Genomic DNA, 24818 nt, shown 5'->3' on the forward strand with positions numbered 1-24818 from the left:
ATATCAGTGCATGGGTAGCGATTATGCGCTGGGTCAAGCCAACATTCAGGAGGCTGCGACCATGCGCGCGGCCTGTTCGACGTCGACCGAGACCAGGCGCGAGACGCCCGGCTCGTGCATGGTGATACCGAGCAGTTGATCGGCCAGCTCCATGGTCACCTTATTATGGGTGATGAAGATGAACTGGATCTGATCCGACATCGAGCGCACCAGCTCGCAGAAACGCCCGACATTGGCGTCATCGAGCGGCGCATCGACCTCGTCGAGCATGCAGAACGGGGCCGGATTGAGCTGGAAGATCGCGAACACCAGCGCCACAGCGGTGAGCGCCTTCTCGCCACCGGAGAGCATGTGGATGGTGGCGTTGCGCTTACCCGGTGGGCGCGCCATGATCGAGACGCCGGTATCGAGCAGATCGTCGCCGGTGAGTTCGAGCGAGGCATGGCCGCCGCCGAACACGCGTGGGAACAGCTCCTGCAGCCCGCTGTTGATGCGCTCGAAGGTCTCCTTGAAGCGGCTGCGGGTCTCGCGATCGATCTTGCGGATCGCGGATTCGAGCGTCTCCAGCGCGGTGCTGATATCGGCATGCTGCTCCTCGAGATAGCGCATGCGCTCGGATTGCTCCTGGAACTCGTCGATCGCGGCCAGGTTGATGTTGCCGAGGCGCGCGATGCGCGCCTTGACCGCCTCCAGCTCGGACTCGCAGCGCGCCAGTTGGTCGGCGCCGGCAGGTTCGGTACCGGCGAGTTCGGCACTGGCGGGCTCAGCATTTGCGGGGGCGGTCGGGTTCATGGCGTCTAGGTCCAGCGCGTCTGCGTCCATCGCCGCCAACACCGCTGGCGCCGAGGTCTCGCGCGCGCGCAGTTGTTCCTCGACGGTCTGGCGCCGCACCAGCAGCTCTTGGCGCTGCAAGCGCGCTGCGTCGAGCGCCTGGCGCGCGCTGTTCAGCGTCTGCTCGAGCCCGTGGCGACGCTGCTCGGCGGCGCGGATGCGCGTGTCGATCGCCTCCATGCGCGTGCGGCTCTGGTTCAGCGCTTGTTCGACCTGCACACGTTGTTCAAGCTGCTCGTCCAGGCGTTCCCGATGCTCGAGGGCGGGCTCGGCGGCCTCGTTCAAGGCGTCGGCCAGTTCGTCACGGCGCGCCTCGAGACTGGCCAGGCGCTCGCCGGCGCGCTCTAGGTTCGCCAGCAACGCGCCCCGCGAGGCCCGCCACCGTTCGGTCGCGACCTCTAGGCGTTGCACCTGGTCGCGCCAGTGCGTCTCCTCGCCACGCAGCTCGGTCACCGCCGAGCGTCGCGACTCACGCTCGGCGGCTAGGGCATCGCGGCGGTCGGTGAGCTGTTCCGTCTGCTCTAAGGCCGCATGCAGGCGCTCGCGCCCCTGCGCCATGGCATCCTCGATCTCGGCGTGGCGTGCCTGCAGCTCGGCGCGCTCCTCGGCTAGCGCCGCGCGGCGCTCGCGCAGATGGCTCAGGCGAGCGCGCGCGGCGCCTTGCTCGGCATCCAGCTCGGCTCGATCCCGACTCAAACGGGCAAGATCCGCGTGCGCTTCATCGCGCGCCTGCTCAAGTTCGCCCCGGCGCGCGGCCAGGACCTCCTGCTCCTCGGCCAACTCCGCGATCACCTCGTCGAGTTCCTCGGCCGCAGCCTGAAGCGCCCGCATCTCCTCGGCACGCGCGATGCTGCCGCCGACATCGGCGCCGTCCTTCAGGCGTTGGCCCGGCGCGCGCACCCAGCCCGGGCCGACCAGGAAACCATCGCGGGTGACGATGCGCTCGCCGGTATCGAGCCGCGAGCGGCTGCCCAGCGCCTGCGCGCGGCTTTCGGCGACCGCGACCCGATCCAGCCATTGGGTCAGAACCGCCGGTCCACGCACTAGGGCGCCGAGCCCCCCCAGACCGGCCGGCGCGGCACCAACCCTGCCAGCGCCGCTATCCCCATCAACCTGCGTGGCAGCGTGCTCGACCAGCATCAGCGCTTCGCTGTCGAGCGCGCTGGCCAGTGCGTCCAGTTCATCGACGCAGACAGCGGCAAGCGCGCGATTCAAGACCACCTCGACCGCCGACTCCCAGCCGGGCGTGACCTCGATCAGGTCCAACAGACGCGGCGCCTGGGTGAGATCGTAACGATCGATCCAGGCTGCGACCGCCGTATCCGGATTCTCCAGCGCCGCATCCTGCAGCGCTTCGAGCGAGGCCAGCCGGCCGCGCGTGGTCTGCAATTCGGTGCGCGCCGCATCCAAGCGCCCCGCCAGTTCGCGCCGCGCGCTCTCCGCCTCGCGCAAGTCGGCAGCCGCTCGCGCCTGGGCATCGGCGGCGAGGCTCAGGCGCTCGTCGAGCCCCTCGGAACGCTCGTCGAGCGCGGCGAGGCGTTCCTCAAGCTCGGCGGTATCGAGACGCCCGTCTTCGTCATCAATGCGAGCGCTGCGCTGGCGATCCTGGGCCAAGCGCTGTTCGAGCTGATTGAGCGTCGAGCGCTCGTGCTGGGCCTCGGCCGCAGGTCCGGCGAGTTCGAGTTGGACCTCATCCCAGGCCTGTTGCCAGGTTTCGAGCTGATCCTCGGCCTCGGCGAGCTGCTCGCGCAGATCGTCGAGACGCTCGCGTCCCTCCTCCAGCACCGGTGTATCGCGTTCGAGTTCGGCATCGAGTTCGGCCTGCCGCTGCTGATCGCGCTGCAGTTGATCACTGGCCTCGTCCAGCTCGCGCCGCACCGCGCCCAGCTCGCGCTCCTGGCGCTGACGGGTCTCGGTGGCGAATTGCAGGGCTTGTTCCAGACGCGCAATCTCGGAGCCGACCGCGTACCAGCGCCCCTGCACCGCGTTGAAGGCCTCGGAGGCTTCGGCGTGCTCGGCGCGCTCTGATTCGATCTCGGCCTCGAGCCGGCGCAGCGCCGCCTGATCGGCTTCCAGCCGTGTCTCGGCCTCACCGATCACCCGATCCTGGTGCGCGAGCGCGTGGTCCAGCTCGCGCCAGCGCAGGGCATCGCGTTCATCGGTCAGGCGTCGTTCGTCTTCTTTCAGCGCCCGATAGTTGGCGGCGGCCTTGGCTTGCCGCTCCAGATGCTGCAACTGTTTGCTGACTTCATCGCGCAGATCTTGGAGGCGCTCCAGATTCTCGCGCGTGTGGCGCATTCGGTTCTCGGTCTCGCGCCGACGTTCCTTGTACTTAGAGATGCCGGCCGCCTCCTCAATGAACAGCCGCAGCTCATCGGGCTTGGCCTCGATGAAGCGCGAGATCATGCCCTGCTCGATGATCGCGTAGCTGCGCGGCCCGAGGCCGGTGCCGAGAAAGAGGTCTTGGATATCGCGCCGCCGGCAGCGGGCGCCGTTCAGGAAGTAGCTCGACTGGCCATCGCGCGAGACCTGGCGCTTGACCGCGATCTGCGCGAAACGCGCGAATTCGCCGCCGGCGCGACCATCGCTGTTGTCGAAGACCAGCTCGATATGGGCCAATCCAACCGGCTTGCGCGAGCTGCTGCCATTGAAGATGACATCGGCCATCGACTGCCCGCGCAGCATCTTCGCCGAACTCTCGCCCATGACCCAACGCACCGCATCGATGACGTTCGATTTGCCGCAGCCGTTCGGGCCGACCACACCGACGCGATTGCTCGGAAAGGGAACGGTCGTCGGGTCGACGAAGGACTTGAAACCGGCGAGCTTGATCTTCTCCAGACGCATCGGCGAACGATACTGGAGCCCTCGGCAGCCCACAAGCTCGCCGACGGCACGCCGACCTGGGCTCTAATCTGAGCGTCGGCCCTGATGGGTGAAGACATAGAGCCCGGAGCCGACGATGATCGCGGCGCCGAGACCGGTGAGCAGATCCGGGATCTCGCTGAAGATCAGCCAGCCCAAGAGTGTCGCGCTGAGGATCTCCAGATACTGAAAGGGCGCCAGCACGCCAGCGCCAGCGCGCCTTAGGGCCAGGGCCGTGAGGACATTGGTCGCCGCCGCGATCGCGCCGACGCCGAGCAACAGCGGCCAGACGCCGAGCACCGGCAAGCTTGGCGGCATGATCGGCCGCCCCTCGACGAGCAGGCCAAGCCCCATGATCAGCACCAGCACCAGCGCCGCAGCCGCACCGGTCCAGAACGCCAGCGTCAGGGCATCATCGCGTCCGCCGACGACCCGGGTCAGCGCCAGGAAGCCGGCGAAAAACGCGCCTGCGGCTACCGGAAAGATCGCCGCCGGTCCATAGGCGGCCCAGTTCGGACGCAGTACGATCAGCGCGCCCACCAAGCCGATCACCACCGCTACCCACTGCCGCAGGCTCACCGACTCGCGTAACGCGAGCGCCGAGATCAAGGTCAGTAACAACGGCTCGATGAAGAACAGCGCGGTATTGTTGGCGAGCGGCAGATAATGCAGCCCAGAGAACAGGCAGATCACCGCCAGAGCGATCAACGCCCCAAGCGCCAGATGGCGGACACCCGGCGCCGGCAGTCGCCCGCCTTTGTAGATCAGCAGCACCGGCAGCAACAACAGCGACTGCAACAGGAAGCGAGCGGCGGCGATCTGCACCGGCGCCAGCGTCGTGGTCAGGAACTTGGCCAAGGCATCGCTGACCGGAAACAGCAGCATTGCGATGGTCATCAGCAGCATGCCCAGCTCGACCTCGCGGCGAGCCCCTTGGCTGGCGACACTGACCATCAGCCGGTGCGCTGGAGGCCGTTCCAGAGGGCATGGAAATGATGCGTCGGCCCCTGGCCTTGTCCGACCTCGAGGCTGTCAGCATGAGCAATCGCGCCGGCGACATAGGTCTTGGCAGCGCGCGCCGCGACAATCGGTTCAGCGCCCATCGCAAGCTGCGCCGCAAGCGCCGATGAGAGCGTGCAACCGGTACCGTGGGTGTTCTTGGTCGGGAGACGCTCGGTTTCTAGCCAAATGCCTCCTTCGGCTGTGACCAGATAATCCGGGCTCGCTGCACCGCTCAGATGGCCGCCCTTCAGAAGCACCGCAGAAGGGCCGAGCGCCAGCAACCGCTCGGCGAGTGCCGGCATCGCCGCTGAATCAGTCGCCTCCGGCTCGTCCAGCAGCGCCGCCGCCTCCGGCAGGTTCGGCGTGAGGATGGTCGCCAACGGCAGCAAGCGCTCGATCAAGGTTCGGATGGCGGCCTCCGAGAGCAGCCGATCGCCGCCCTTGGCGACCATCACCGGGTCGAGCACGATGCGTTGCGCGTGATGGCGCGTGAGCGCCTCGGCCACCGCCTGCGTGATCTCGGGCGAGCCGAGCATGCCGATCTTCACCGCATCGACACGGATATCCTCGAACACTGCATCGATCTGCGCTGTGACGAACTCGGGCGCGACCAATTGCACCCCACGAACCCCACAGGTGTTCTGCGCGGTCAGCGCCGTGATCGCCGCCATCGCATAGGCGCCATTGGCCGAGATCGCCTTGATGTCAGCCTGGATACCGGCGCCGCCGGAGGGGTCGGAGCCGGCGACCGCGAGGACATGCTTGATTGCACTCATCGGTCGGAGTTTGTGCGCTTGTTGGACGATTGGCTCATAGTGTGTTTTGAGGAGCTATGCTTACAGCGCAGGTTGCAGCAAGCATGTCATCAGAGAACCTAACACGGCTTTCCCTCTTCGTTTGGCATTATGGATAAACTCGAAAAATGCCAAGTACAGAGGAAACTTCTCTTGTGAGAGTCCGCGATGAGGACGTAACCAAGAACGCAGCAAAGACCAAAATCCTTCCATGGTGGGGCATTTTACCGAACCGGACTAACGCATATTACGAATGATTTCATAGCATCGGGCCTCATCAATAAGACGCACTATGAGCCTTGCCGTAAATTACGTTAGTGAGCGATCTCGAACTTCCACTTCTCGCATGCAGAGGAAGGTACTAGACGACTGCTTGGAGTCGAGTCAGCGTTCCCAAAGGTTGCGAGAATTGAGTCGGGAACCTGTAAGCTCCCAACCCCGATGACCCTGAGGAAACCGAGCGGCGAATTCAACCACCGCCGGCCAATCAGGCAAGCATCCCCTCACGCATGATGAAGGCGACGATCGCGTCCAGCCCCTCGCCTGCGCGCAGATTGGTCATCACGAAGGGCCGCTCACCGCGCATGCGTTTGGCATCGCTCGCCATCACCTCCAGCGAGGCACAGACATGCGGCGCGAGATCAATCTTGTTGATCACCAGCAGGTCCGAACGGGTGATGCCAGGCCCGCCCTTGCGCGGGATCTTCTCGCCTTCGGCGACATCGATGACGTAGATCGTCAAGTCGGCAAGCTCCGGACTGAAGGTCGCGGCTAGGTTATCACCGCCGCTCTCGATGAAGATCAGATCGAGGTCCGGGAAGCGTTGCTGCAGATCGGCGACCGCAGTCAGGTTCATCGATGCATCCTCGCGGATCGCGGTGTGCGGACAACCACCGGTCTCGACCCCTAGGATGCGTTCCGGCGCCAGCGCCTCGCTGCGGATCAGGAACTCGGCGTCCTCGCGGGTATAGATGTCGTTGGTGACCACCGCGATCTGCACGCGATCGCGTAGCCGTTTGCAGAGTGCATCGAGTAAGGCCGTCTTGCCAGAGCCGACCGGGCCGCCGACACCGACGCGCAAAGGGTTGCTGGATTCATTCGTCATGAGCCGTGGAACCACAGGATGCTGAAGGGATGACGTTGTTTCGGAAGGACCGCAGGCTCCTTATGCCGGCCGTTGCCGAACACCCGCTAGCGAGGCGGCGAGTGCCACCCCGATGAGCATGCCGGCAGTATTCAAGCCGATATCAAGGAGCGACGCATAGCGGCCGGGGGCGAACAGCTGCACGAACTCCAACAGGGCCCCATAGCCGGTGGCGAAAATGGCAGCTAACAGGATCGGCCGCTTAAGGCGCACCAGCGCGGCCGCCCAGAGCACGGTCAGGAGTGCGTAGAGCGCGACATGCATTGCGTTCTGCAACAGCGATGGCACCGACCCGATCACGACGACGAGCTTGGCGTCGCCCTCTTGCGGGTAGCCGGGCACGAGCGACAGGAAGGCGATGGCGCCGGTCAGCGCAAGACTCGCCCCCAGCCGGATCGGGATGGAACGAAACAGGGCGGCGATCATGAGCGATAGAGTCTGGTGTACTGGGTTTCGTGAAGGCTACTGGCGATGGCCAGCGCCGGCGTGCTGGCGCCAATCTCGCTGTCGGCGACCAGCCGGGCTTGGCTGACCGCGTTCGGAATCCGCGCCGCGAGACCTGTCAGTATGCGTTGCCCCGCAGTCTGGCCGAGCGGCACCAGCTTGACGCCTGCCAGGGTCAAGTTCTCGGCCCAGGACCACGCATAGCCAAGCAGCGCATCGGTCTGCCCGATCTTCCAGGCCGCCGCCGCGAACGCGAAACCGGCGAGCTGGCTGCGCGCGAGGATTGCGCGCCAGTCGGCTCGCGGCGCTACGCCCCGTTGGGCCATCGCACGATCCAGCAACCCGAGTGCGTGCAGCAGCTCGGCCAGTGCACGTCCGCAGCCGGCCTCCTCGGCGCGCAGCTCGGCGGTCTCGCGCCGCGCAAGCAGTTCATCGATCCAATCCGACATCCGTGCTACGGAGTCGCGACTGGCGGCGTCCATCATGCGCAGCAGCAGCGGTAGATCGACCCAGGTCAGCGCTTGCGCAAGCTGATCCGAGAGCCAATCCTCGAGCGTTGACTCATTGCGCACCCATCCCGCCTCGACCGCCCATTCCAAGCCTTGCGAGTAGGCGAAGGCGCCCACCGGCAGCGACGGGCTGACGAGCTGCAGCAGTCGCAAGAGCGGCAGCGGCGCCTCAGTGGGCATGGCCATGCCGGTGCCCGTCGCCGCCATGTCCATGCTGCCCACCACGGTAAGCCCCCGGTTCCGGCTCGAATGGGGCCTCCTCCGAGGTGACGGAGAGACCGAGGCCGCGCACCATGGCATCAAGCACATGATCCTGGAGCCAGCGCAGGCGGCCCGGCTCGATTTGTAACGCGACATGGCGATTGCCGAGGTGATAAGCCGCGCGTGCGAGCAGCACGGGATCATCGGATTCCGCGCTCGCGACCGGCTCGGCTGCGGCCCGGACCTGCACGACGACACCCTGCTCGTCGCTCAGTCGATCGCCGTCGCGCAGGCTTTCGCCGCCGCGCGACAGCAGCACCCCCACTTCGCGGCCGTCATCGAGACGCGCACGCAGCCGCGAGCGCGAGCGCTGTTCATAGGTGAGCGGCAGCATCGCGCTGGGCGACGGCGCCTCGGCCACCCGCTGGGTCAGGCGCAGCGCCAGATCATCACGCTCATCATTCGATAGCATCGTGTGGCAGCCCACTGTGAATCGCGCTGACGCAGCGTTCCAAGTCAATGCACGACGACATCACGAAGGATGCGCGGGTCACGGCTTGATAGCTATGCACTGGAATGTTGCGAACTCCGACAATATCGCTCAAAACAGGAAATAGCGCTGCGCCAGCGGCAGCACGTCGGCCGGCTCGCAGGTCAGCAGCTCGCCGTCGGCGCGCACCTGATAGGTCTGAGGATCAACCTCAATGGTCGGCTGCCAGAAGTTGTGGATCATGTCGACCTTGCGCACTTGGCGCACGTCGCGCACCACGCCGACGCGCCGCCGCAGATTCAGCCGCTGTGGCTCGCCGGCCTGTAGTGCCCATTGCGAGATGAAGGTCATGCAGGTCTCGCCGAGCGCGCCGCCGAAGGCACCGAACATCGGCCGATAGTGGACCGGCTGCGGGGTCGGGATGGAGGCGTTCGGATCACCCATCGGCGCCATCGCGATCATGCCGCCCTTGAGGATCAGGCTCGGCTTGGCGCCGAAGAAGGCCGGCTTCCAGAGCACTAGGTCGGCCAGCTTGCCAACCTCGATCGACCCAACCTCGTGGGCGATGCCGTGGGTGATCGCCGGGTTGATCGTGTATTTGGCGATGTAACGCTTGGCGCGGTAATTGTCGTTGTCGCCCCGATCGACCACGCCAGCCCAATCCGGTGCGGCGAGATGGCCGCGCTGCAGCTTCATCTTGTGCGCGGTCTGCCAGGTGCGACAGATCACCTCGCCGACGCGGCCCATCGCCTGCGAGTCGGAGGCGATCATCGAGAAGGCGCCGAGATCGTGCAGGATGTCCTCGGCGGCAATGGTCTCGCGGCGAATGCGCGATTCGGCGAAGGCGACATCCTCCGGGATCGACGGCGACAGATGATGGCAGACCATCAGCATGTCCAGATGCTCATCGACCGTGTTGATGGTGTAGGGCCGGGTCGGATTGGTCGACGACGGCAGCACATTGGCCTGCCCGGCAGCCTTAATGATGTCCGGCGCATGGCCACCGCCCGCACCCTCGGTATGATAGGTATGGATGCAGCGGTCCTTGAACGCAGCGAGGGTGTCCTCGACGAAGCCCGACTCATTGAGCGTATCGGTGTGGATGGCGACCTGCACATCCATCTTTTCGGCGACGCCCAGCGCGCAGTCGATCGCGGCCGGGGTCGTGCCCCAGTCCTCGTGCAATTTCAGGCCCATGGCCCCGCAACGCACCTGCTCCTCGAGCGCATTCGGCTGGCTGCCGTTGCCCTTTCCGTAGACGCCGAAGTTGACCGGCAGCCCCTCGGCGGCCTGCAGCATGCGACGGATGTTCCAAGGACCGGGCGTACAGGTGGTGGCGTTGGTGCCGGTGGCCGGGCCGGTGCCACCGCCAAGCAGCGTGGTCACCCCGGACGCCAGCGCCTCCTCGGCCTGCTGCGGACAGATGAGATGGACATGGGCATCGATACCGCCGGCGGTCAGGATCTGGCCCTCGCCGGCGATGATCTCGGTGCCGGGGCCGATGAGCACATCAACGCCGTGCTGAGTGTCCGGATTACCGGCCTTGCCGATCGCGGCGATGCGCCCGTTGTTGATGCCAACATCGGCCTTGACCACGCCCCAGAAATCCAGAATCAGCGCATTGGTGATGACCAGATCCATGACCTCGTCGGACTGGCGCTGACATTGGCCCATGCCGTCGCGGATGACCTTGCCGCCGCCGAACTTGACCTCATCGCCATAGTGGGTCAGATCCTCCTCGACCTCGAGGATCAGATCGGTATCGGCGAGCCGGAGCTTGTCGCCCGTGGTCGGACCGTACATCGATGCATAGGCCTGCCGGCTGATCTTGTTCATGCCTTGCCCTCCTCCTCGGCGCTGTCATCATCGGGCTCGGGCTCGGGCTCGGGCTCGAGCCGCCCCATCACCTCGCCGCGAAACCCATAGACCGCGCGCGCGCCGGCATAGGGCACCAGGTCGACGGTGCGCGACTGACCGGGTTCGAAGCGCACCGCAGTGCCGGCGGGGATGTCCAGCCGACAGCCGCGCGTCGGTGCGCGCTCGAATTGCAGTGCCGGATTGGTCTCGAAAAAATGATAATGAGAGCCGACCTGAATCGGCCGATCGCCCGTGTTCGCAACCTCGACCGATAACACCGGACGGCCGACATTGAGTTCGATCTCGCCAGCGGCCGGGAAGAGTTCGCCAGGAATCATGATGCCATCCTCGGGGTGGGTGGACGGGCTAAACGATGGGGTCGTGGACGGTGACTAGCTTGGTGCCGTCGGGGAAGGTCGCTTCCACCTGCACATCCGGGATCATCTCCGGGACACCCTCCATGACCTCGTCGCGGCTCAGCAGCGTGCGGCCATCATCCATGAGTTCGGCGACCGTGCGGCCATCACGCGCGCCTTCCAGAATGGCGCAGCTGATGAAGGCCACCGCCTCCGGGTAATTGAGCTTCAGCCCTCTCGCCTTGCGCCTTTCGGCGAGCAGACCGGCGGTGAACAGCAGCAGCTTATCTTTTTCGCGGGGGTTCAGCTCCATGGTCGACGCCTCGTCGAGTCGGGTTGAGATGGAACAGTGTATACGCCAGCAGAGCGCACTGATAGAGCCACAAGCAATGGGGACCGACTCCTTGATCCGGCCGCTTGATCAGACCGGCGCTCAGGTCGCCCAGATGCGGGGCGCGGATGCCTCCAGACCGAGCAGGCGCGGCCTCAAGCCCTGCCAGAGGGCACGAAACTGGAGCAAGACCGGCTCCACCTTAGAGGCGAGCGCGCGCGCGACTAGAAGGTCGTCCAGCAAGGTCAGGCCGAGCCTGAATCCAGGCTCGGCCGGAACCAGCGCGCGCGCGGCCTCCAGGTCCTCGGGCGTGGCGCCGGTCGCGATCAGGGTGGCACTGATCGGTTGGCCGCGCAGACCGCTTGGCCCATCCAAGCCGCCTGGCCTGGATGGCTCGGCATCCAGGCGCAGGCGCTCGATCAGTAACGGTCGTCCATCACGCTCGAGACGCAGCCCAAGCGCGGCGCGGCCCTGGTCGAACCGCTCCCCGATCGCCGGCCGCCCGAGACTGAGGATCTCCCAGCCGATGAAACGCGCCGCGCCGCTCAGCACGACCTGTGTTTGCAGGTCGAGACGCGCGCCCGGAAAGAGGATCGCCTCCGGCGGCAGCCATTCCAGCACCCCGCCGTCGGCCACCTCGAAGCACTGCTGTTGCCGCGCCAAGGCCCCGGCGCTGCGGTAGAACTTGGCGGCGCCCGGCGCTGTCAGCAGCGCATGTGCCCCAGCGGCAACCCGCGCCTCGATGTGCAGCTGATCGCCACCGACCACCCCGCCAGGGGGATGCAGCAGATACAGATGGCAGGGCGCGCCCTCGGGATAGAAGCCACGCTGCACCGTCAACGGACCTTGCTGCTGTTTCCGCGCTAAAACGGTGCGTTGACCGCGCGACTCGAACCGCAAAGCAATGCGCGCGCCCCAGCCCGATGGGCGCTGCATCGATGGGCGCTGCACCAATGGATGCCCGGGTGGCTGCCCCGATCGCCCCGCTTCGGTCGAATCCCATGTGAGTGGGAGTGGCATCAGACCGTCAGATACTCGCGCACGAGATCATCACCGAGTTCGGTCATCGCTCCTTCCGCCTTGAGCCGGCCGCGATCGAGGATCGCAAAGCGATCGCCGACACGGCGCGCGAACGGCAGCTTCTGCTCGACCAGGATCACCGTCAGCCCGAGCTGATCCATCAAGCGCCGGATGATATCGCCGATCTCATGCACGATATTTGGTTGAATGCCCTCGGTTGGTTCGTCCAGGATCAACAGCTTCGGATCGATCACTAGGGCGCGACCGATTGCGAGCTGCTGCTGTTGACCGCCGGAGAGATCGCCACCACGACGAGCACGCATCTCATCGAGCACCGGAAACAGCTCGAAGATGAAGTCCGGGATCTGGCGACGGCGATCGGCGCGGGCCGGCAGACCGATGCGCAGGTTCTCCTCCACCGTCAGCAGTGGGAAAATCTGACGTCCCTGCGGCACATAACCGATGCCGAGTCCAGCGCGGCGCTCGGCCGGCAGGCGCGCGAGGTCATGGTCCTGGAATCGCACCGCGCCGGTGTGAAGTGGTAACAGTCCCATGATGCACTCCATCAGCGTGGTCTTGCCGACGCCGTTTCGGCCCATCACACAGGTGCATTCGCCCTCTGAAAAGGTCACCGACAGATCCCAGAGGGTGTGGCTCTCGCCGTAGAATTGGTTGAGCGATTCGATCTGTAACATCGGATGGACTCGGTGAAACGGTGATCACGCAGTCGTCTTGCGTCGACTCCGGGTTCGATAAAGCAAGCTATGCGCCACTTTTTTAGCGTCCGAGCGCCTGCTGGGCGGCCTCGAGCGCTTCCCAGCGTTCGTAACAGCCCGCTAGCTCTGTCTCGACCTCGGTCAGTCGGGTCTGGGTCTCGGTGACCTTCTCCGCCGGCCCCTGATAGAGCGCGGGGTCACCGAGCCGGGCATGCAGCTGTTCGACCTCGCTCTCGAGCGCCTCGATCCGCCGTGGCAACTGCTCGAGCGCGCGTTGATCCTTGTAGCTGAGTTTTCCCGGCGACTTGCCTCGGCCAGCGGACGCAGGCCCCGCTGTTGCCTGAACAGCCTCGCTGTCCCGACCCTTGCGCCTCGGCTCCGTGGTGCGCTGCTGTGGTGACGGCGTTTTAGACCCGGACGCCGTCGACGCCTTGCCCTCCTCGCCTCGCTGTCGCTGCCAATCCGAGTAACCGCCGACGTACTCCTGTACCCAACCGTCACCCTCGAGCACCAGGCTGGAGGTGACCACGTTGTCGAGCAGATCGCGGTCGTGGCTGACCAAGAGCAGGGTGCCGTCGAACGCGTTTAACAGCTCCTCAAGCAGATCCAGGGTCTCGGCGTCCAGATCGTTGGTCGGCTCGTCGAGCACCAGCAGGTTGGCCGGCTGGGTGAACAGCTTAGCCAACAGCAGCCGGTTACGCTCACCGCCCGAGAGCGCCGAGACGGGTTGCTGGGCGCGATCCGGGGCAAACAGGAAATCCTTGAGATACGAGAGCACATGCTGGCTGCGCCCGCCGACCTCGACCTGATCGCTACCGCCAGCGACATTATCGCGCACACTCCGGTTCGGATCGAGCTGAGCGCGGAGTTGGTCGAAATAGGCAACCTTGAGATTGGTGCCGAGCCGAATCTGGCCCGAATCTGGCTGTAGCTGGCCAAGCAGCAGCTTGAGCAGCGTTGACTTGCCGGCGCCATTGGGACCGATGATCCCAACCCGGTCGCCGCGCAGGATCAGGGTGCTGAGATCCTGGATGGTCGGCGCCGAGCCCGCGTCCGGCTGATAGGAGAAGGTCACGCCCTGCGCCTCGACCACCAGCTTGCCGCTGCGCTCGCCGCTGTCGACGCTCAGGCGCGCCTGCCCCAGCCCCTCGCGCCGGGCGCGACGCTCCTCGCGCATCGCCTGCAAGGCCCGCACCCGCCCCTCGTTGCGGGTGCGCCGGGCCTTGATGCCTTGGCGAATCCAGACCTCTTCCTCAGCCAAGCGCTTGTCGAAACGCTCGCGCTCCTTGGCCTCGGCATGCAGTCGTTCCTCGCGCCGGCGCAGATAGTTGTCGTAGTCGCCGGGCCAATCGGTGAGCTGGCCACGATCGAGTTCGAGGATACGGGTGGCCAGGTTGCGCAGGAAACGCCGGTCATGGGTAATGAACAGCAGCGAGCCCTGGAAGCCGAGCATCAGCTCCTCGAGCCATTCGATGGTCTCGATGTCCAGATGGTTGGTCGGCTCGTCGAGCAGCAGCAGATCCGGCTCGCTGATCAGCGCGCGCGCCAGCATCACCCGTCGGCGCAGCCCGCCGGAGAGGGTCGCGTAGATCGCCTCGCCATCCAGGCCCAGCCGCGAGATCACCCGCTCAGCGCGTTGCTCGATCTCCCAGCCGTTGCCGGCCTCAAGGCGCTGTTGCACGGTCGCCAGCCGCGCCAGATCGCGTTCCGAGGCCGAGGCACCCGCCTTGGCCAAGCCATGGCTGAGATGGTGATACTCGGCGACCAGTGCGCCGAGTTCGCCGAGACCACCGGCGACCACGTCCAAGACCCGATGCGCGTCGCCGAGCGGCGCCTCCTGCGCCAGACGGGCCACGCGCAGTCCATCGGCGCGCCAGAGCGCGCCGGCATCGGGCTGGATCTCGCCATCGATGAGCTTGAGCAAGGTACTCTTGCCAGTCCCATTGCGCCCGATGAGACAGACGCGCTCGGCCGGATCGATCTCGAGATCGATCCCATCGAGCAGCGGCGGATGGCCATAAGAGAGCGAGACGGAGCGCAACGAGAGCAGGGACATAGGCAGCTTGGCCGGTATCGGCCGGTGGTCGATGATGTCGGTGATGATAGAACGCGCATCATACTGCGCGCATCGCCTCACTGTACGCATACGCCAAATCCATTGTGCAGCGCAAAATTCCTGTACACTGATGCGTCAATCGTCATTGACACCGCGCTTAATAGAGCAAGAGGCATGGTCAAATCCGTGACATTGCGTGAGGCATGGGCCGGCGAGGCCGACTGCAGGAATTGCGCGTTGCGCACAACGGTGCTGTTTGCTGGACTCACCGAACAGGACTTCGATGGCATCCACGATCCGATCGATCAGTTCAACCTGAAGCCAGGCACTCCGCTGTACCAGGCCGGCGAGGTCGGTGACTATATGTTCACCGTGCGCAGCGGTTCGCTCAAGCTCGTCCAATACCTGCCGGATGGCAGCCAGCGCATCGTGCGCATCGCGCGTGGTACTGACGTGCTTGGGCTCGAAGCATTGCTCGGCAGCGCCTATCAGCACGACGCCGTTGCGCTCTCGCCAAGCGAGGTTTGTCGGTTCCCGACGCGCGTGGTGAAGGCCCTCAGCAAGGACAACCCAAGCCTGCATGAGGAACTCATGCAGCGCTGGCAGCGCGCGCTCACCGAGGCCGACGCCTGGCTGACCGAACTCTCGACCGGCTCGGCGCGTCAGCGCGTCGCCCGGCTCTTGCTGCGCCTGGTCCGCGATCGCGAATCGAGCGAATGCCAGCTCTTCGGACGCGAGGATATGGGCGCCATGCTCGGTATCACCACCGAGACCGCAAGCCGCACCATCGCTGGCTTCAAGCGCGAGAGTCTGATCGTCGAGTCACGGCCGAATCGCTTCCTGCTCGATATCCCCAACCTCCGGCGGATCGCCGAGGATTGACGCCGCTCGGCAATCCGCTAGGGGTGCAACCTGCCGAGCAGGGCTGAGCACCGTAGCGCCGTTTTATCGACGTGTGCCGTAAGACAGCAAAGAACGATCGATGCGGAAAACGATAAACCACGATCAGGAGCACCACCATGGGCGAGCGCTTACCAACACCCCTGACGCCGGAACAGGCGCATCAGTTGCTACAAGATGATCCTCAATCCCTCTTTGTCGATATCCGCTCGACGATGGAGTTTCTGTTCGTCGGCCATCCCGCTGGCGCCGTCCATGTGCCCTGGATCGATGAACCGGATTGGACCGTCAATCCGCAGTTCCTTACCGAGATTCGCAAACGTTTGCTCGGCGGCGCCGTCTGCACCGCAGAGGATGCCTGCGCGCCCGTCGTGCTGATCTGCCGCAGTGGCAAACGCTCGCTCGAGGCAGGCAAGGCGCTGCTCGAGGCCGGCCTGCCCAACGTCTTTCATGTGGACGAAGGCTTCGAGGGCGAACTTGATGAGCAGCACCACCGCTCGACCCGTGGCGGCTGGCGGTTTCGCGGCTTACCCTGGGAACAATGCTGAGCTGCACTCACGCATTGGCCTGACCCGTTGGGCGCACTGGATCAAGACGGACCTGGGTGCCCTCGGCGCGACTTGCCGCCTCGATCGTACGCTTCGCGCCTCCTCGGCTAGCCGCCGCCTCCCTCCCGCGCTCGACGAGATCGCGCAAGCTGATGTTGTTGAGGTAGCCGTAGATGCGATCGCTCAGATCCATCCATAGATCATGGGTCAGGCAGGGGCCGTCCGACTTACAGTTGTGCGCGCCACCGCAACGGGTGGTGTCGACATGCTCATCGACGGCGGTGATCACCTCCGCGATAAAGATAGCGCCAGCCTCGCGCGCCAAATGGTAACCGCCGCCGGGTCCGCGCACACTGAGCACGAGCCCGCGCTTGCGCAGCTTCGCGAACAACTGCTCTAGGTAGGACAGGGAGATGCCCTGACGCTGCGCGATATCCGCAAGCGCGATCGGCCCTTGGCCTTGATGGATTGCAAGGTCCAACACCGCAGTCACCGCATAGCGCCCTTTCGTTGTCAGTCTCACCTCGACCCCTCCTCGCTGATAGCCTTGTCTGACGACATCCTATGATAACCGACCAAACCTATCAATTTTGCTCGGTCGCCTCCGAACTGACCTCAGCCGGGTCGAGCACGCAATCGTCGAGGTCATTGAGATGGGCGAAGTGGCGGGTGATGCCCTGCTCCTCGAGCGCCCGCGACATGGCCTCCATGCGCCGGTCCATGATGTGGATATGATCGAGCATCCGATTCACCGCGTTGGCGACCGGGTCGGGTGCATCGCGGGTGGCCCCATAGGCATCGAACCCCATGCGCTTGGCCGTGTCCGCGCGCCGACGGGTGGCCGCGTCTGCGGCATGCTCGATCACCCGCCCTGGGACGCCGACCACGGTGCCGCCGGCCGGTACTGGCTTCAACACCACCGCGTTCGAGCCGATGCGCGCACCGTCGCCGATATGGATCGGCCCCAGCACCTTGGCACCGGCGCCCACCACCACATCGCGCCCCAAGGTCGGATGGCGCTGGCCCTTCTGCCAACTGGTTCCGCCGAGCGTGACGCCGTGATAGAGCGTGCAGTCATCACCGACCACGGCGGTCTCGCCGATCACCACCCCCATGCCGTGGTCAATAAAGAAACGCTGGCCCAGCCGCGCCCCCGGATGGATCTCGATGCCGGTCAGTAGACGCGCTAGGTTCGACAAGATCCGCGCCAGCCATTTGAAGCCGCGCTCCCAAAGGGCGTGCGAGACCCGGTGCATCATCACCGCATGCAGCCCGGGATAGGTGGTCAGGATCTCGAACGCGTTACGCGCTGCCGGATCGCGCTCGAACACACAGTCGATATCGTCCCGTAGGCGCTTGAACATCAGGCCCTCTCCTCATCAAGAATCGGCTGCGTCCCGCCCCTTAGCGGCGAAACCGATCCGGGTGTTTCCGCCCCTCGGCCGCAGACAGGATGCCGCGCAGGATATTCAGCTCGGTGCGATCCGGGCGCGCGCGGTTGAAGAGCCGTCGCAGCCGTCGGCGCAGGGTGCTGGACTGGTCCGGATCGGCAAACCCGATCCGCGTCATGGTCTGCTCCAAATGCCCATAGAAGCTCGCCATCTCATCGGCGCCCGCCAGGTCGTTTCGCGGCGCGCCAGCCAGGGAGGTGTCCGAGGCTGGCTCCCCTGCTGGCGTCGCGCCAACCGGCCCCCGCAGCGCCACCCGCCGCAGCTCATAGGCGAAGACCTGCGCGGCGGCGGCGATATTGAGCGAACTGTAATCCGGATTGGCCGGTATGCGCGTCAAGAAATGGCAATGAGACAGCTCATCGTTGGTCAGGCCCGAGCGCTCGCGTCCCAACAACAAGGCCACCTCGGCCTCTGCGGCATCCTCTAGCAAGCGCTCGGCACAGCCCTGCGGATCGACCTCTGGCCAAGCCAGGGAGCGCGCGCGCGCGCTCGAGCCGATCACCAATCGGCAGCCGGTCAGCGCCTCCTCGAGCGACGCGCACACCCGCGCGTGTGCTAGCAGATCATCGGCCCCCGCCGCGCGCGCTAGCGCCTCGGCATCGAGCGCCTGCCGAGGCCGCACTAAGCACAATTGCGTGAGCCCCATGGTCTTCATCGCGCGCGCAACCGCGCCCATGTTCGCACTGAGGCTGGTCTCGATCAGCACGAAGCGCACGCGCTCAAGCCGCGCCAGGTCAGGCCGCTGGGCGGATGTGTTATCACCTGCATCCATCACAGTCAGTTCTTCCTCAGTTCTTCAGACTTTTCCGATCTTGTCAATCTACTATCCAAGGCGCGACTAGGTTATCGTTAGCACCATGGATGCCATGTTAAATATTGCTGTACGCGCCGCGCGCCAGGCCGGACGCATCGCCGTGCGCTCTTATGAGCGTGGCGGTGATCTCCGGGTCAACGAGAAAGGTCGTAATGACTTCGTCAGCGAGGTCGACCGCGCCTGTGAGGCCGCCATCATCGACGAGCTGCGCGGCAAGTTCCCCCATCACGCCATCCTCGCTGAGGAGAGCGGCAGCAGCAAGGGCCGTGACGGCAGTGACGAGTTCCAGTGGATCATCGATCCGCTCGACGGCACCACCAATTATCTGCACGGCTTCCCGCAATGGTCCATCTCGATCGGCCTGCGCTACCGTGGGCTGATGGAGCAGGCCGTCGTCTACGACCCGTTGCGCGAGGAACTGTTCACCGCCAGTCGCGGTGGTGGCGCCATGCTGAACGATCGGCGTATCCGGGTCAGCGACCGGCGCGGACTCGAGGGCGCCCTGATCGGCACCGGTATCCCCTTCCGTGATCAGTCGCACCTGACCACCTATCTCAGCATGCTCGCGGCGATGATCCGCGACACCGCCGGCATCCGCCGGCCAGGCTCGGCGGCCCTGGATTTCGCCTATGTGGCCGCTGGGCGCCTTGATGGCTTCTGGGAACTCGGACTCTCGCCCTGGGACTTCGCCGCTGGCGCACTCTTGGTCGCCGAGGCGGGCGGCACCGTCACCGACCTCGCTGGCGGCGACCGCTTCTTCGAGACCTGCAACCTCGTCGCTGGCAGCCTCAAGGTCCACCGCGCCATGATCGAGCGCCTCAAGCCCTTTCGCGGTGGTGACCTCGCGGCCTAGCCAGGCACTGATAGCGAGCCACCCAGCCTCAGCCTGCTCACCTGGGCTCGAGCTGGGGCGCGGTGCAGGAGGCGGCAACGCGACTGCGCGCCGACGGCATCCCTGTGCGGGCCATCGCGCTGCGGCTGATCGCGCCGTTGCAACGCGCGGCACTGCGAATGATGCGCGCCTGCCTGCGATGATCCCCGACGAGGGACTTCCCTAATGCGGGATTTCCCTTATACTCTCGTCATCGTTTTGTAAACAGATCAGGCCTCAACGATGACGACCAAGCTCAACCTCCTACTCATCGGCACTCTCCTGCTGCTCGGCATCTCCGGTCCCGTGTTGGCGGCAAAGCCGGGCCAGGTTCTCAGCGGCATTGCCTCTTACTACCACGACAGCCTGCACGGCAATCAGACCGCCAGCGGCAAGGTCTACAACAAGAACGCGCTCAGCGCCGCCCACAAGACCCTCCCGCTCGGTACGCGTGTGCGCGTGACCGAGCCGTACACCGGACGCAGCGTCGAACTCGAGGTCAACGACCGAGGCCCCTTCACCAAGGGGCGCATCATTGATCTCTCACGCCGGGCCGCCGCCGAACTCGGCATCATCAAGAAGGGCGTGACAAAAGTCAGGGTCGAAATCCTGAGCCTTCCAGGTCAACGCGGTGCCTGACCAGCCTCCGGCCCCAATCCCGGCTTCAATCCCTGCGCCACGCTCGATCCGGCCCCGGTTCTCCAGCCTCGGCACCAGCGCATCAGCGCGCGCGTTGCGCTTTCCCATCGCGGCGCGGCCCGATCATCAGACATAGTCTCTGCGTGTGCGCGGTTGGATACGGGCCATGTCGGCCCGATATCGCAAGCGCTTTTCAAGGACTCTCTAGGAGACAGTACCCATGCGTAAGATGACACGACTCTCGGTGACGACACTCCTGCTCGCAATGCCCGCCCTCGGTCTCGCCGAGACCACGGCCGGCGCCAGCGACGAAGCCCGCGCGCTGATCCAACAGTTCGCCTCGACCTTGCAGTCGGAGCTGGTCAGCGCGATGAAGGCCGGTGGCCCGACGAATGCCGTCGAGGTCTGCCAGGACAAGGCCCCGGCGATCGCCCGCAACCTCTCGCAGACCTCGGAGTGGGAGATCGGCCGCACCAGCCTCAAGACGCGCAACCCCGATAACGCGCCCGACGCTTGGGAGACACGCATCCTCGAGCAGTTCGAGTCCGACAAAGCCGCCGGTAACGAGGTCGCCGAGATGAGCTATGCCGAAGTCCTCGAGAGCGAGGGGCAAAAGGTCTATCGCTACATGCAGGCGATTCCGACCCAGGAGGTCTGCCTGACCTGCCACGGCAGCGACCTCGATCCAGCATTGACGCAAACCCTCGATGAGGCCTACCCCGAGGATCAGGCGCGCGGCTACTCGGCGGGCGACATCCGCGGCGCCTTCACCCTCACCAAGCCGCTCTAAACGCAGCGGGAGCCCTCACCCATGGCCGACCATACCCATATCGTCATCGGTGGCGGTATCAGCGGACTCAGTGCCGCGCATTACGCGCTGCATGCCGGTGTCGACACCCTCTTGCTCGAAGCCAGCGACCGCCCAGGTGGCTGCATCCATAGCAGCCACTTCCAGGCGCTCGACGGCTTTTGGGTCGAGGCTGGCGGCCACACCTGCTTCAACAGCTACGGCCATCTCCTCGGCATCATGGAGCAGCTCGACCTGTTGAAGCTGACCATGGCCAAGGAGAAACGCAGCTACAAGCTGTGGCGCGAAGGCGAGCGGCGCGGCATCCTCTCGGCGCTGCATCCCTTCGAGCTGCTGATCTCGCTGCCCAGCCTGTTCCGCATCGAGAAGGCCGGCAAGACGGTGTCCGAGTACTACGGTCAGGTCATGGGTCGCAAGAATTATCGTGATCTGCTCGGCCCGGCGCTGCGCTCCGTGGTCTGCCAGGACGCCGACAACTTCCCCGCCGAGGCGATGTTCCGCAAGAAGCCGCGCCGCAAGGATGTGCTGCGTGCGTTCACCATGCCCGGCGGCCTCGCCGATATCCCGCGCGCGATCGCCACGCAGCCGGGCTTCAACGCCCAATTCGGCACCCAGGTCACGCGCATCACCGCCCAGGGCGAGGGCTTCGAGATCGAATGCCAGGACGGCAACCAGCACCGCTGCGAGCGCCTGACCCTGGCCGTACCGCCGGATGCCGCCCGTGCCCTGCTCGGCGAGGTCGCGCCAGCGGCGGCGAGCGCGATCCAGAACATCGGCATCGCTTACATCGACACCCTGGTGCTGGCCTTCGAGCGTTCCAGTCTCAGCGTCGAGGAGATCGCCGGGCTGATCAGCATCGATGGCGGCTTCCTCTCTGCGGTGTCGCGCGATTTCCTACCGGACGAGCGCTATCGCGGCTTCGCCTTCCATTTCCCGGGCGACACGCTCAGCGAGGCGGAGCGCGCGCAGATCGCGTGCCAGGCCCTCAATGCCCACGTCGCCGACATCCGCGCCAAGGCCCATGTCCGCAACCAGTTGCCCGCCCTGCGCGCCGATCACATGACGCGTATCCAGGCGCTGGACGCGGCGCTTGCGGGCGGACCGATTGCGGTGACCGGCAATTGGTTCCTCGGCGTCTCGATCGAGGATTGCGTGACCCGCACCCGCAGCGAGCACGAACGGCTCTTCGGCGCGCTGAGCGATGGCGCTCCGGGCGGCAGCGCAAGCGGCCACTGACGGCAGCGCTTGGGACCGAGAGCGAGCGTCGCCCGCGCCATGCTCACGCGCGCCAATAGCCCCATCCTCGCCTGCCATCATCCCCGCGCCGAGGTCATCAATGACCCTCTCGCGCGGGCCTTCTCCCGGCTCGGCGACGAGGATTTCGAACGCCGCTCGCATTTCATCGACGGGCGTTTTGAGAATCTCTACCTCAACGCCGAGCAACTGCCCGGCATCGCCGACATCCTCGCCGTCGCCCTGGAGCAGGCGCGTGTCTGGCTGAGCAGCACTCAGGCGACCTGGCTCGAGGAACCCATCGCGACGGAGCAGCCGCTGCGCGCCGGGTTTTGGATCAATGCCATGCAGCCCGGTCAGGCCACTAGCCGCCACGCGCATGAAGAATGCGACGAATTGCTCTCGGGGGTCTACTACGTCAGCATGCCGGCCGCAGCTGGCGACATCCTCTTCCATGACGGCCCCTTCGAGACTCGACTGCGGCCTTGGCCGGGGCTGCTGCTGTTGTTCGATCCGGCGCTCGAGCACTCGGTCGAGCGCAACTGCGGCGATTCACGGCGACTCTCGATCGCCTTCAACATCGGTCCCAGTCCGGATTAGCGCAGGCGTTCGGTTTCGCGCTCGCGCACGACCAGGCGTTCCATCTCGGCGATCTGAATACGACGCCCATCGAGGGTGCGAAAGCTGCGGCGGCCGATCTCGCTGCGACGCGCCTCATAGTGCTCGGTCTCGCCGGTATAGACGTTGACGACCTGGAGCTGAACGGTCGCGCGCGCATGCTGCCAATCCTGGAACAGATAGAACCCGGTACCGCCGAGCATCAGCACCACGATCCCATAGGCGGCGAGCTTGACCGCGCCACGTGGCATCAGCGGCCCAGCCCCCGAGGCGTGCGATTCCGATGCCGCGCGCAGCCGTAGCGGCTCATCGCCCTCGGCCCGCCAACGGTTGCGCACCACGAGCCAGGCCACCAGGATCACTGTGGCGGTTAACAGGAGTTTTGTGAACATGATCCGATTACGCTACCACGAGCATCGCCCCAGGACCATGGCCAAACACGGCAGGTCGCCGCCTTGTCTGGCGACACCAGCAGGGCTTACCATCCACGGCTCGATCGCGCCGCCCTGCAGTCCGCCACCAAGAGCCATGCCTGTGCTTCCCGTCCTGGTCATCATCCTGGCGAGCCTTGGACTGCTGGTCGGTTGTGATGAGCCACCTCAGCCGAGCGTCAATCTGTATCGGGCCGTTCACAGCGGCGATCTGGATCAGATCAAACGGCACCTGTTCTGGAAGACCGATATCAACCAGCCCGGCCCCGAGGGCGACTATCCCCTGCACGTTGCCGTCAGTCAGGGGCGGGTCGCCATCGCGCGCGTGTTGCTCGAACAGGGCGCGCAACCCGATGTACGCGACGCGCGCGGCCGCACCCCCTTGCATGTCGCGCTCGCGAACGGCAAGGTTCAGGCGGCTCAGTTGCTGCTGCAACAGGGGGTCGATGATGACCTGCAAGCGCTCTTATTCGAACTCGCCGAGGAGCAGGCGCTCGATCCCGATACGATCGAACTGCTGACCGCTTGCGGAGTCGATCTCAACGCCGCCAATTCGCAAGGCCGAACCCCGCTGCATCTGGCGGTCGCGGCTGATGATGTCAAACTGGCAAAACAGCTGATCAACGCCGGCGCCAATGTCAATCACACCGACAGCAATGGCACGACCGCGCTCGAGATCGCCTATGAGCAGAACCAGCCCACTATGATCACCTTGCTCGAGCAGTATGGTGCCGAACGCGCACGCTGACCCGCAACGCAATCCGGACACCGACGACAACCATGAGATGACCAGGAGCCCGGCATGACTGAAAAGGTCGACGATCTGACCATTACCTATACCGAGGGAGACATCGAGACCACCAAGGAACTCGATAAGGTCATCCTGTCCAAGGGCAGCTGGGCCACGGTGCTCTATCGCTACCAAGACTGGGATCGGGCTAAGGAGGCTTACGGACAGGAGCGCTATACCATCCGGCGCTACCAGAAGCGTGGTGGTGAGTATCGGCAACAATCGAAGTTCAACATCTCGAGTCGAGCTCAAGCCCAGGCGCTGGTCGAAGCGCTCCAGGGCTGGCTCGCCGACGACGCTCCGAACTAAGCCCAAACGAGGAGACAAGCGATGATCGATCCCGCCCATCAGGTCGCCGTGATCACCGGCGCTAGTCGCGGGCTCGGTGCTGGCCTCGCGGAACGCTTCCTCGAGCGAGGCCTGCGGGTCGCGGCCTGTGCCCGCGCGCAGCCGGCGCTCGCCGACGATACCGAGCGGCTGCTGAGCATGGCCGCTGATGTCACCGATAGCGGAGCCATGTCACAGTTCTGCGAGACGGCGGTCGAGCGTTTCGGGCGCATCGATCTGTGGATCAACAATGCCGGGCTGCTGGCGCCGATCGGCCCGTTGCGCGACAACGATCCCGCCGAATTCGCGCGGCATATCGAGGTCAATGTCGTCGGCGTGTTCAACGGCAGCCAGGCCTTCATCCGCCACCTGCATGCACGGGGTGGCGAGGGCGTGCTGTTGAACATCAGCTCGGGCGCGGCCCGCAGCGCCTATGCGGGCTGGTCCGCTTACTGTGCCGGCAAGGCGGCGGTGGATCGGATGAGCGAGTCGATCGCGCTGGAGGAGGCCGACAGCGGATTGCGCGTGCATGCCGTCGCGCCCGGCATCATCGACACCGACATGCAGGCGATGATCCGCGACTGCACGCCGGACCAATTCCCGCGCGTGCAAAAATTCCTCGACCTCAAGGCCAAGGAGGGCTTCAGCTCGCCGGTCTTCGTCGCTGATCGCCTGCTCGAGCTAGCGTTCGGCCCCGCTAGAGCCGAACAACCCGTGGCGATGAGCTTGCCGCTGGAAAAGGGCTGAGGCGCAGCGCCCGGTCGCCCGCCTC

Annotated in this window: 27 protein-coding genes; 10 read left to right on the forward strand and 17 right to left on the reverse strand. The window is 65.3% G+C overall.

Going from position 1 to position 24818, the window contains the following annotated elements:
• Positions 1–45: 45 nt before the first annotated feature.
• The 13 genes from smc to AC54T3_RS02315 all read right to left on the reverse strand — a co-directional run bounded on the left by smc (position 46) and on the right by AC54T3_RS02315 (position 14616).
• The gene (gene smc / locus AC54T3_RS02255; RefSeq protein ID WP_496621963.1) at positions 46–3678 is read right to left on the reverse strand and encodes a chromosome segregation protein SMC; all 3633 of its coding nucleotides are present in this window, start codon (positions 3676–3678) and stop codon (positions 46–48) included.
• A gap of 63 nt (positions 3679–3741) precedes the next feature.
• The gene (locus tag AC54T3_RS02260) at positions 3742–4650 is read right to left on the reverse strand and encodes a DMT family transporter (protein WP_496621964.1); all 909 of its coding nucleotides are present in this window, start codon (positions 4648–4650) and stop codon (positions 3742–3744) included.
• Positions 4650–5474 (reverse strand): bifunctional hydroxymethylpyrimidine kinase/phosphomethylpyrimidine kinase, encoded by an 825-nt coding sequence (gene thiD, locus AC54T3_RS02265; protein WP_496621966.1) that lies wholly within the window; start codon positions 5472–5474, stop codon positions 4650–4652. Before thiD ends, AC54T3_RS02260 begins: the two co-directional genes overlap by 1 nt.
• Before the next feature lie 505 nt (positions 5475–5979).
• Positions 5980–6597 carry an urease accessory protein UreG gene (gene ureG / locus AC54T3_RS02270; RefSeq protein WP_496621968.1) on the reverse strand — a complete coding sequence of 206 codons (618 nt, stop codon included), beginning with the start codon at positions 6595–6597 and terminating at the stop codon, positions 5980–5982.
• 60 nt (positions 6598–6657) lie between these two features.
• Complete coding sequence (locus tag AC54T3_RS02275; RefSeq protein ID WP_496621969.1) at positions 6658–7062, reverse strand: VanZ family protein; 405 nt, start codon at positions 7060–7062, stop codon at positions 6658–6660.
• Complete coding sequence (locus AC54T3_RS02280; RefSeq protein WP_496621971.1) at positions 7059–7802, reverse strand: urease accessory protein UreF; 744 nt, start codon at positions 7800–7802, stop codon at positions 7059–7061. The genes AC54T3_RS02275 and AC54T3_RS02280 overlap by 4 nt, the downstream gene beginning before the upstream one ends.
• Complete coding sequence (ureE, locus tag AC54T3_RS02285) at positions 7759–8262, reverse strand: urease accessory protein UreE (protein WP_496621972.1); 504 nt, start codon at positions 8260–8262, stop codon at positions 7759–7761. The genes AC54T3_RS02280 and ureE overlap by 44 nt, the downstream gene beginning before the upstream one ends.
• A 129-nt stretch (positions 8263–8391) precedes the next feature.
• Positions 8392–10116, reverse strand: a complete 1725-nt coding sequence (gene ureC / locus AC54T3_RS02290) for an urease subunit alpha (RefSeq protein ID WP_496621974.1) — start codon at positions 10114–10116, stop codon at positions 8392–8394.
• Positions 10113–10475 carry an urease subunit beta gene (locus AC54T3_RS02295; protein WP_496621976.1) on the reverse strand — a complete coding sequence of 121 codons (363 nt, stop codon included), beginning with the start codon at positions 10473–10475 and terminating at the stop codon, positions 10113–10115. The genes ureC and AC54T3_RS02295 overlap by 4 nt, the downstream gene beginning before the upstream one ends.
• Before the next feature lie 28 nt (positions 10476–10503).
• The gene (ureA, locus tag AC54T3_RS02300) at positions 10504–10806 is read right to left on the reverse strand and encodes an urease subunit gamma (RefSeq protein ID WP_496621978.1); all 303 of its coding nucleotides are present in this window, start codon (positions 10804–10806) and stop codon (positions 10504–10506) included.
• Between the two features lie 120 nt (positions 10807–10926).
• The gene (locus AC54T3_RS02305) at positions 10927–11760 is read right to left on the reverse strand and encodes an urease accessory protein UreD (RefSeq protein ID WP_496621979.1); all 834 of its coding nucleotides are present in this window, start codon (positions 11758–11760) and stop codon (positions 10927–10929) included.
• An 83-nt stretch (positions 11761–11843) separates the two neighbouring features.
• Entirely contained in the window at positions 11844–12539 is a 696-nt protein-coding gene (gene urtE / locus AC54T3_RS02310) for an urea ABC transporter ATP-binding subunit UrtE (RefSeq protein WP_496621981.1), read from the reverse strand.
• Positions 12540–12621: 82 nt separating this feature from the next.
• A complete protein-coding gene (locus tag AC54T3_RS02315; protein ID WP_496622089.1) occupies positions 12622–14616 on the reverse strand; it encodes an ATP-binding cassette domain-containing protein in 1995 nt (664 codons plus the stop codon).
• A gap of 174 nt (positions 14617–14790) precedes the next feature.
• Between AC54T3_RS02315 and AC54T3_RS02320 the strand changes: the two genes are divergently transcribed.
• Both AC54T3_RS02320 and AC54T3_RS02325 read left to right on the forward strand, forming a co-directional pair.
• Positions 14791–15498, forward strand: a complete 708-nt coding sequence (locus AC54T3_RS02320) for a Crp/Fnr family transcriptional regulator (RefSeq protein ID WP_496621983.1) — start codon at positions 14791–14793, stop codon at positions 15496–15498.
• A gap of 137 nt (positions 15499–15635) precedes the next feature.
• Complete coding sequence (locus AC54T3_RS02325; RefSeq protein ID WP_496621985.1) at positions 15636–16064, forward strand: rhodanese-like domain-containing protein; 429 nt, start codon at positions 15636–15638, stop codon at positions 16062–16064.
• 7 nt (positions 16065–16071) lie between these two features.
• Here AC54T3_RS02325 and AC54T3_RS02330 read toward each other — a convergent pair whose 3' ends face one another.
• The 3 genes from AC54T3_RS02330 to AC54T3_RS02340 all read right to left on the reverse strand — a co-directional run bounded on the left by AC54T3_RS02330 (position 16072) and on the right by AC54T3_RS02340 (position 18287).
• On the reverse strand, positions 16072–16587 hold the full coding sequence (locus AC54T3_RS02330) for a Fe-S cluster assembly transcription factor (RefSeq protein ID WP_496621987.1): 516 nt from the start codon (positions 16585–16587) through the stop codon (positions 16072–16074).
• Positions 16588–16648: 61 nt separating this feature from the next.
• A complete protein-coding gene (gene cysE, locus AC54T3_RS02335; protein ID WP_496621988.1) occupies positions 16649–17428 on the reverse strand; it encodes a serine O-acetyltransferase in 780 nt (259 codons plus the stop codon).
• A 40-nt stretch (positions 17429–17468) separates the two neighbouring features.
• Positions 17469–18287, reverse strand: coding sequence for an RNA methyltransferase (locus tag AC54T3_RS02340; protein ID WP_496621990.1), 819 nt, complete (start codon positions 18285–18287; stop codon positions 17469–17471).
• Positions 18288–18372: 85 nt separating this feature from the next.
• Between AC54T3_RS02340 and AC54T3_RS02345 the strand changes: the two genes are divergently transcribed.
• From AC54T3_RS02345 to AC54T3_RS02365, 5 genes are all read left to right on the forward strand, one after another.
• Positions 18373–19182, forward strand: a complete 810-nt coding sequence (locus tag AC54T3_RS02345) for an inositol monophosphatase family protein (RefSeq protein WP_496621992.1) — start codon at positions 18373–18375, stop codon at positions 19180–19182.
• Between the two features lie 261 nt (positions 19183–19443).
• The gene (locus tag AC54T3_RS02350) at positions 19444–19839 is read left to right on the forward strand and encodes a septal ring lytic transglycosylase RlpA family protein (protein WP_496621994.1); all 396 of its coding nucleotides are present in this window, start codon (positions 19444–19446) and stop codon (positions 19837–19839) included.
• Positions 19840–20059: 220 nt separating this feature from the next.
• Entirely contained in the window at positions 20060–20629 is a 570-nt protein-coding gene (locus tag AC54T3_RS02355) for a Tll0287-like domain-containing protein (protein ID WP_496621996.1), read from the forward strand.
• A gap of 21 nt (positions 20630–20650) precedes the next feature.
• Positions 20651–21883: a protoporphyrinogen/coproporphyrinogen oxidase gene (locus tag AC54T3_RS02360; RefSeq protein WP_496621997.1), complete on the forward strand. Its 1233-nt coding sequence runs from the start codon at positions 20651–20653 to the stop codon at positions 21881–21883.
• A gap of 39 nt (positions 21884–21922) precedes the next feature.
• Positions 21923–22480 carry a putative 2OG-Fe(II) oxygenase gene (locus AC54T3_RS02365; RefSeq protein WP_496621999.1) on the forward strand — a complete coding sequence of 186 codons (558 nt, stop codon included), beginning with the start codon at positions 21923–21925 and terminating at the stop codon, positions 22478–22480.
• On the opposite strand, the gene AC54T3_RS02370 is transcribed toward AC54T3_RS02365, so the two are convergent.
• Positions 22477–22890 carry a hypothetical protein gene (locus tag AC54T3_RS02370; protein WP_496622000.1) on the reverse strand — a complete coding sequence of 138 codons (414 nt, stop codon included), beginning with the start codon at positions 22888–22890 and terminating at the stop codon, positions 22477–22479. The two genes, AC54T3_RS02365 and AC54T3_RS02370, sit on opposite strands and share 4 nt — an antisense overlap.
• 136 nt (positions 22891–23026) lie before the next feature.
• On the opposite strand from AC54T3_RS02370, the gene AC54T3_RS02375 reads away from it, so the two are divergent.
• From AC54T3_RS02375 to AC54T3_RS02385, 3 genes are read left to right on the forward strand one after another with little or no spacing between them, the layout of a single operon-like run.
• Complete coding sequence (locus tag AC54T3_RS02375; RefSeq protein WP_496622002.1) at positions 23027–23677, forward strand: ankyrin repeat domain-containing protein; 651 nt, start codon at positions 23027–23029, stop codon at positions 23675–23677.
• Between the two features lie 54 nt (positions 23678–23731).
• Complete coding sequence (locus AC54T3_RS02380) at positions 23732–24028, forward strand: hypothetical protein (protein ID WP_496622003.1); 297 nt, start codon at positions 23732–23734, stop codon at positions 24026–24028.
• A gap of 21 nt (positions 24029–24049) precedes the next feature.
• Entirely contained in the window at positions 24050–24793 is a 744-nt protein-coding gene (locus AC54T3_RS02385) for an SDR family oxidoreductase (protein ID WP_496622005.1), read from the forward strand.
• Positions 24794–24818 lie beyond the last annotated feature (25 nt).

The sequence above is a fragment of the Halochromatium sp. NSM3 genome, assembly GCF_059621085.1.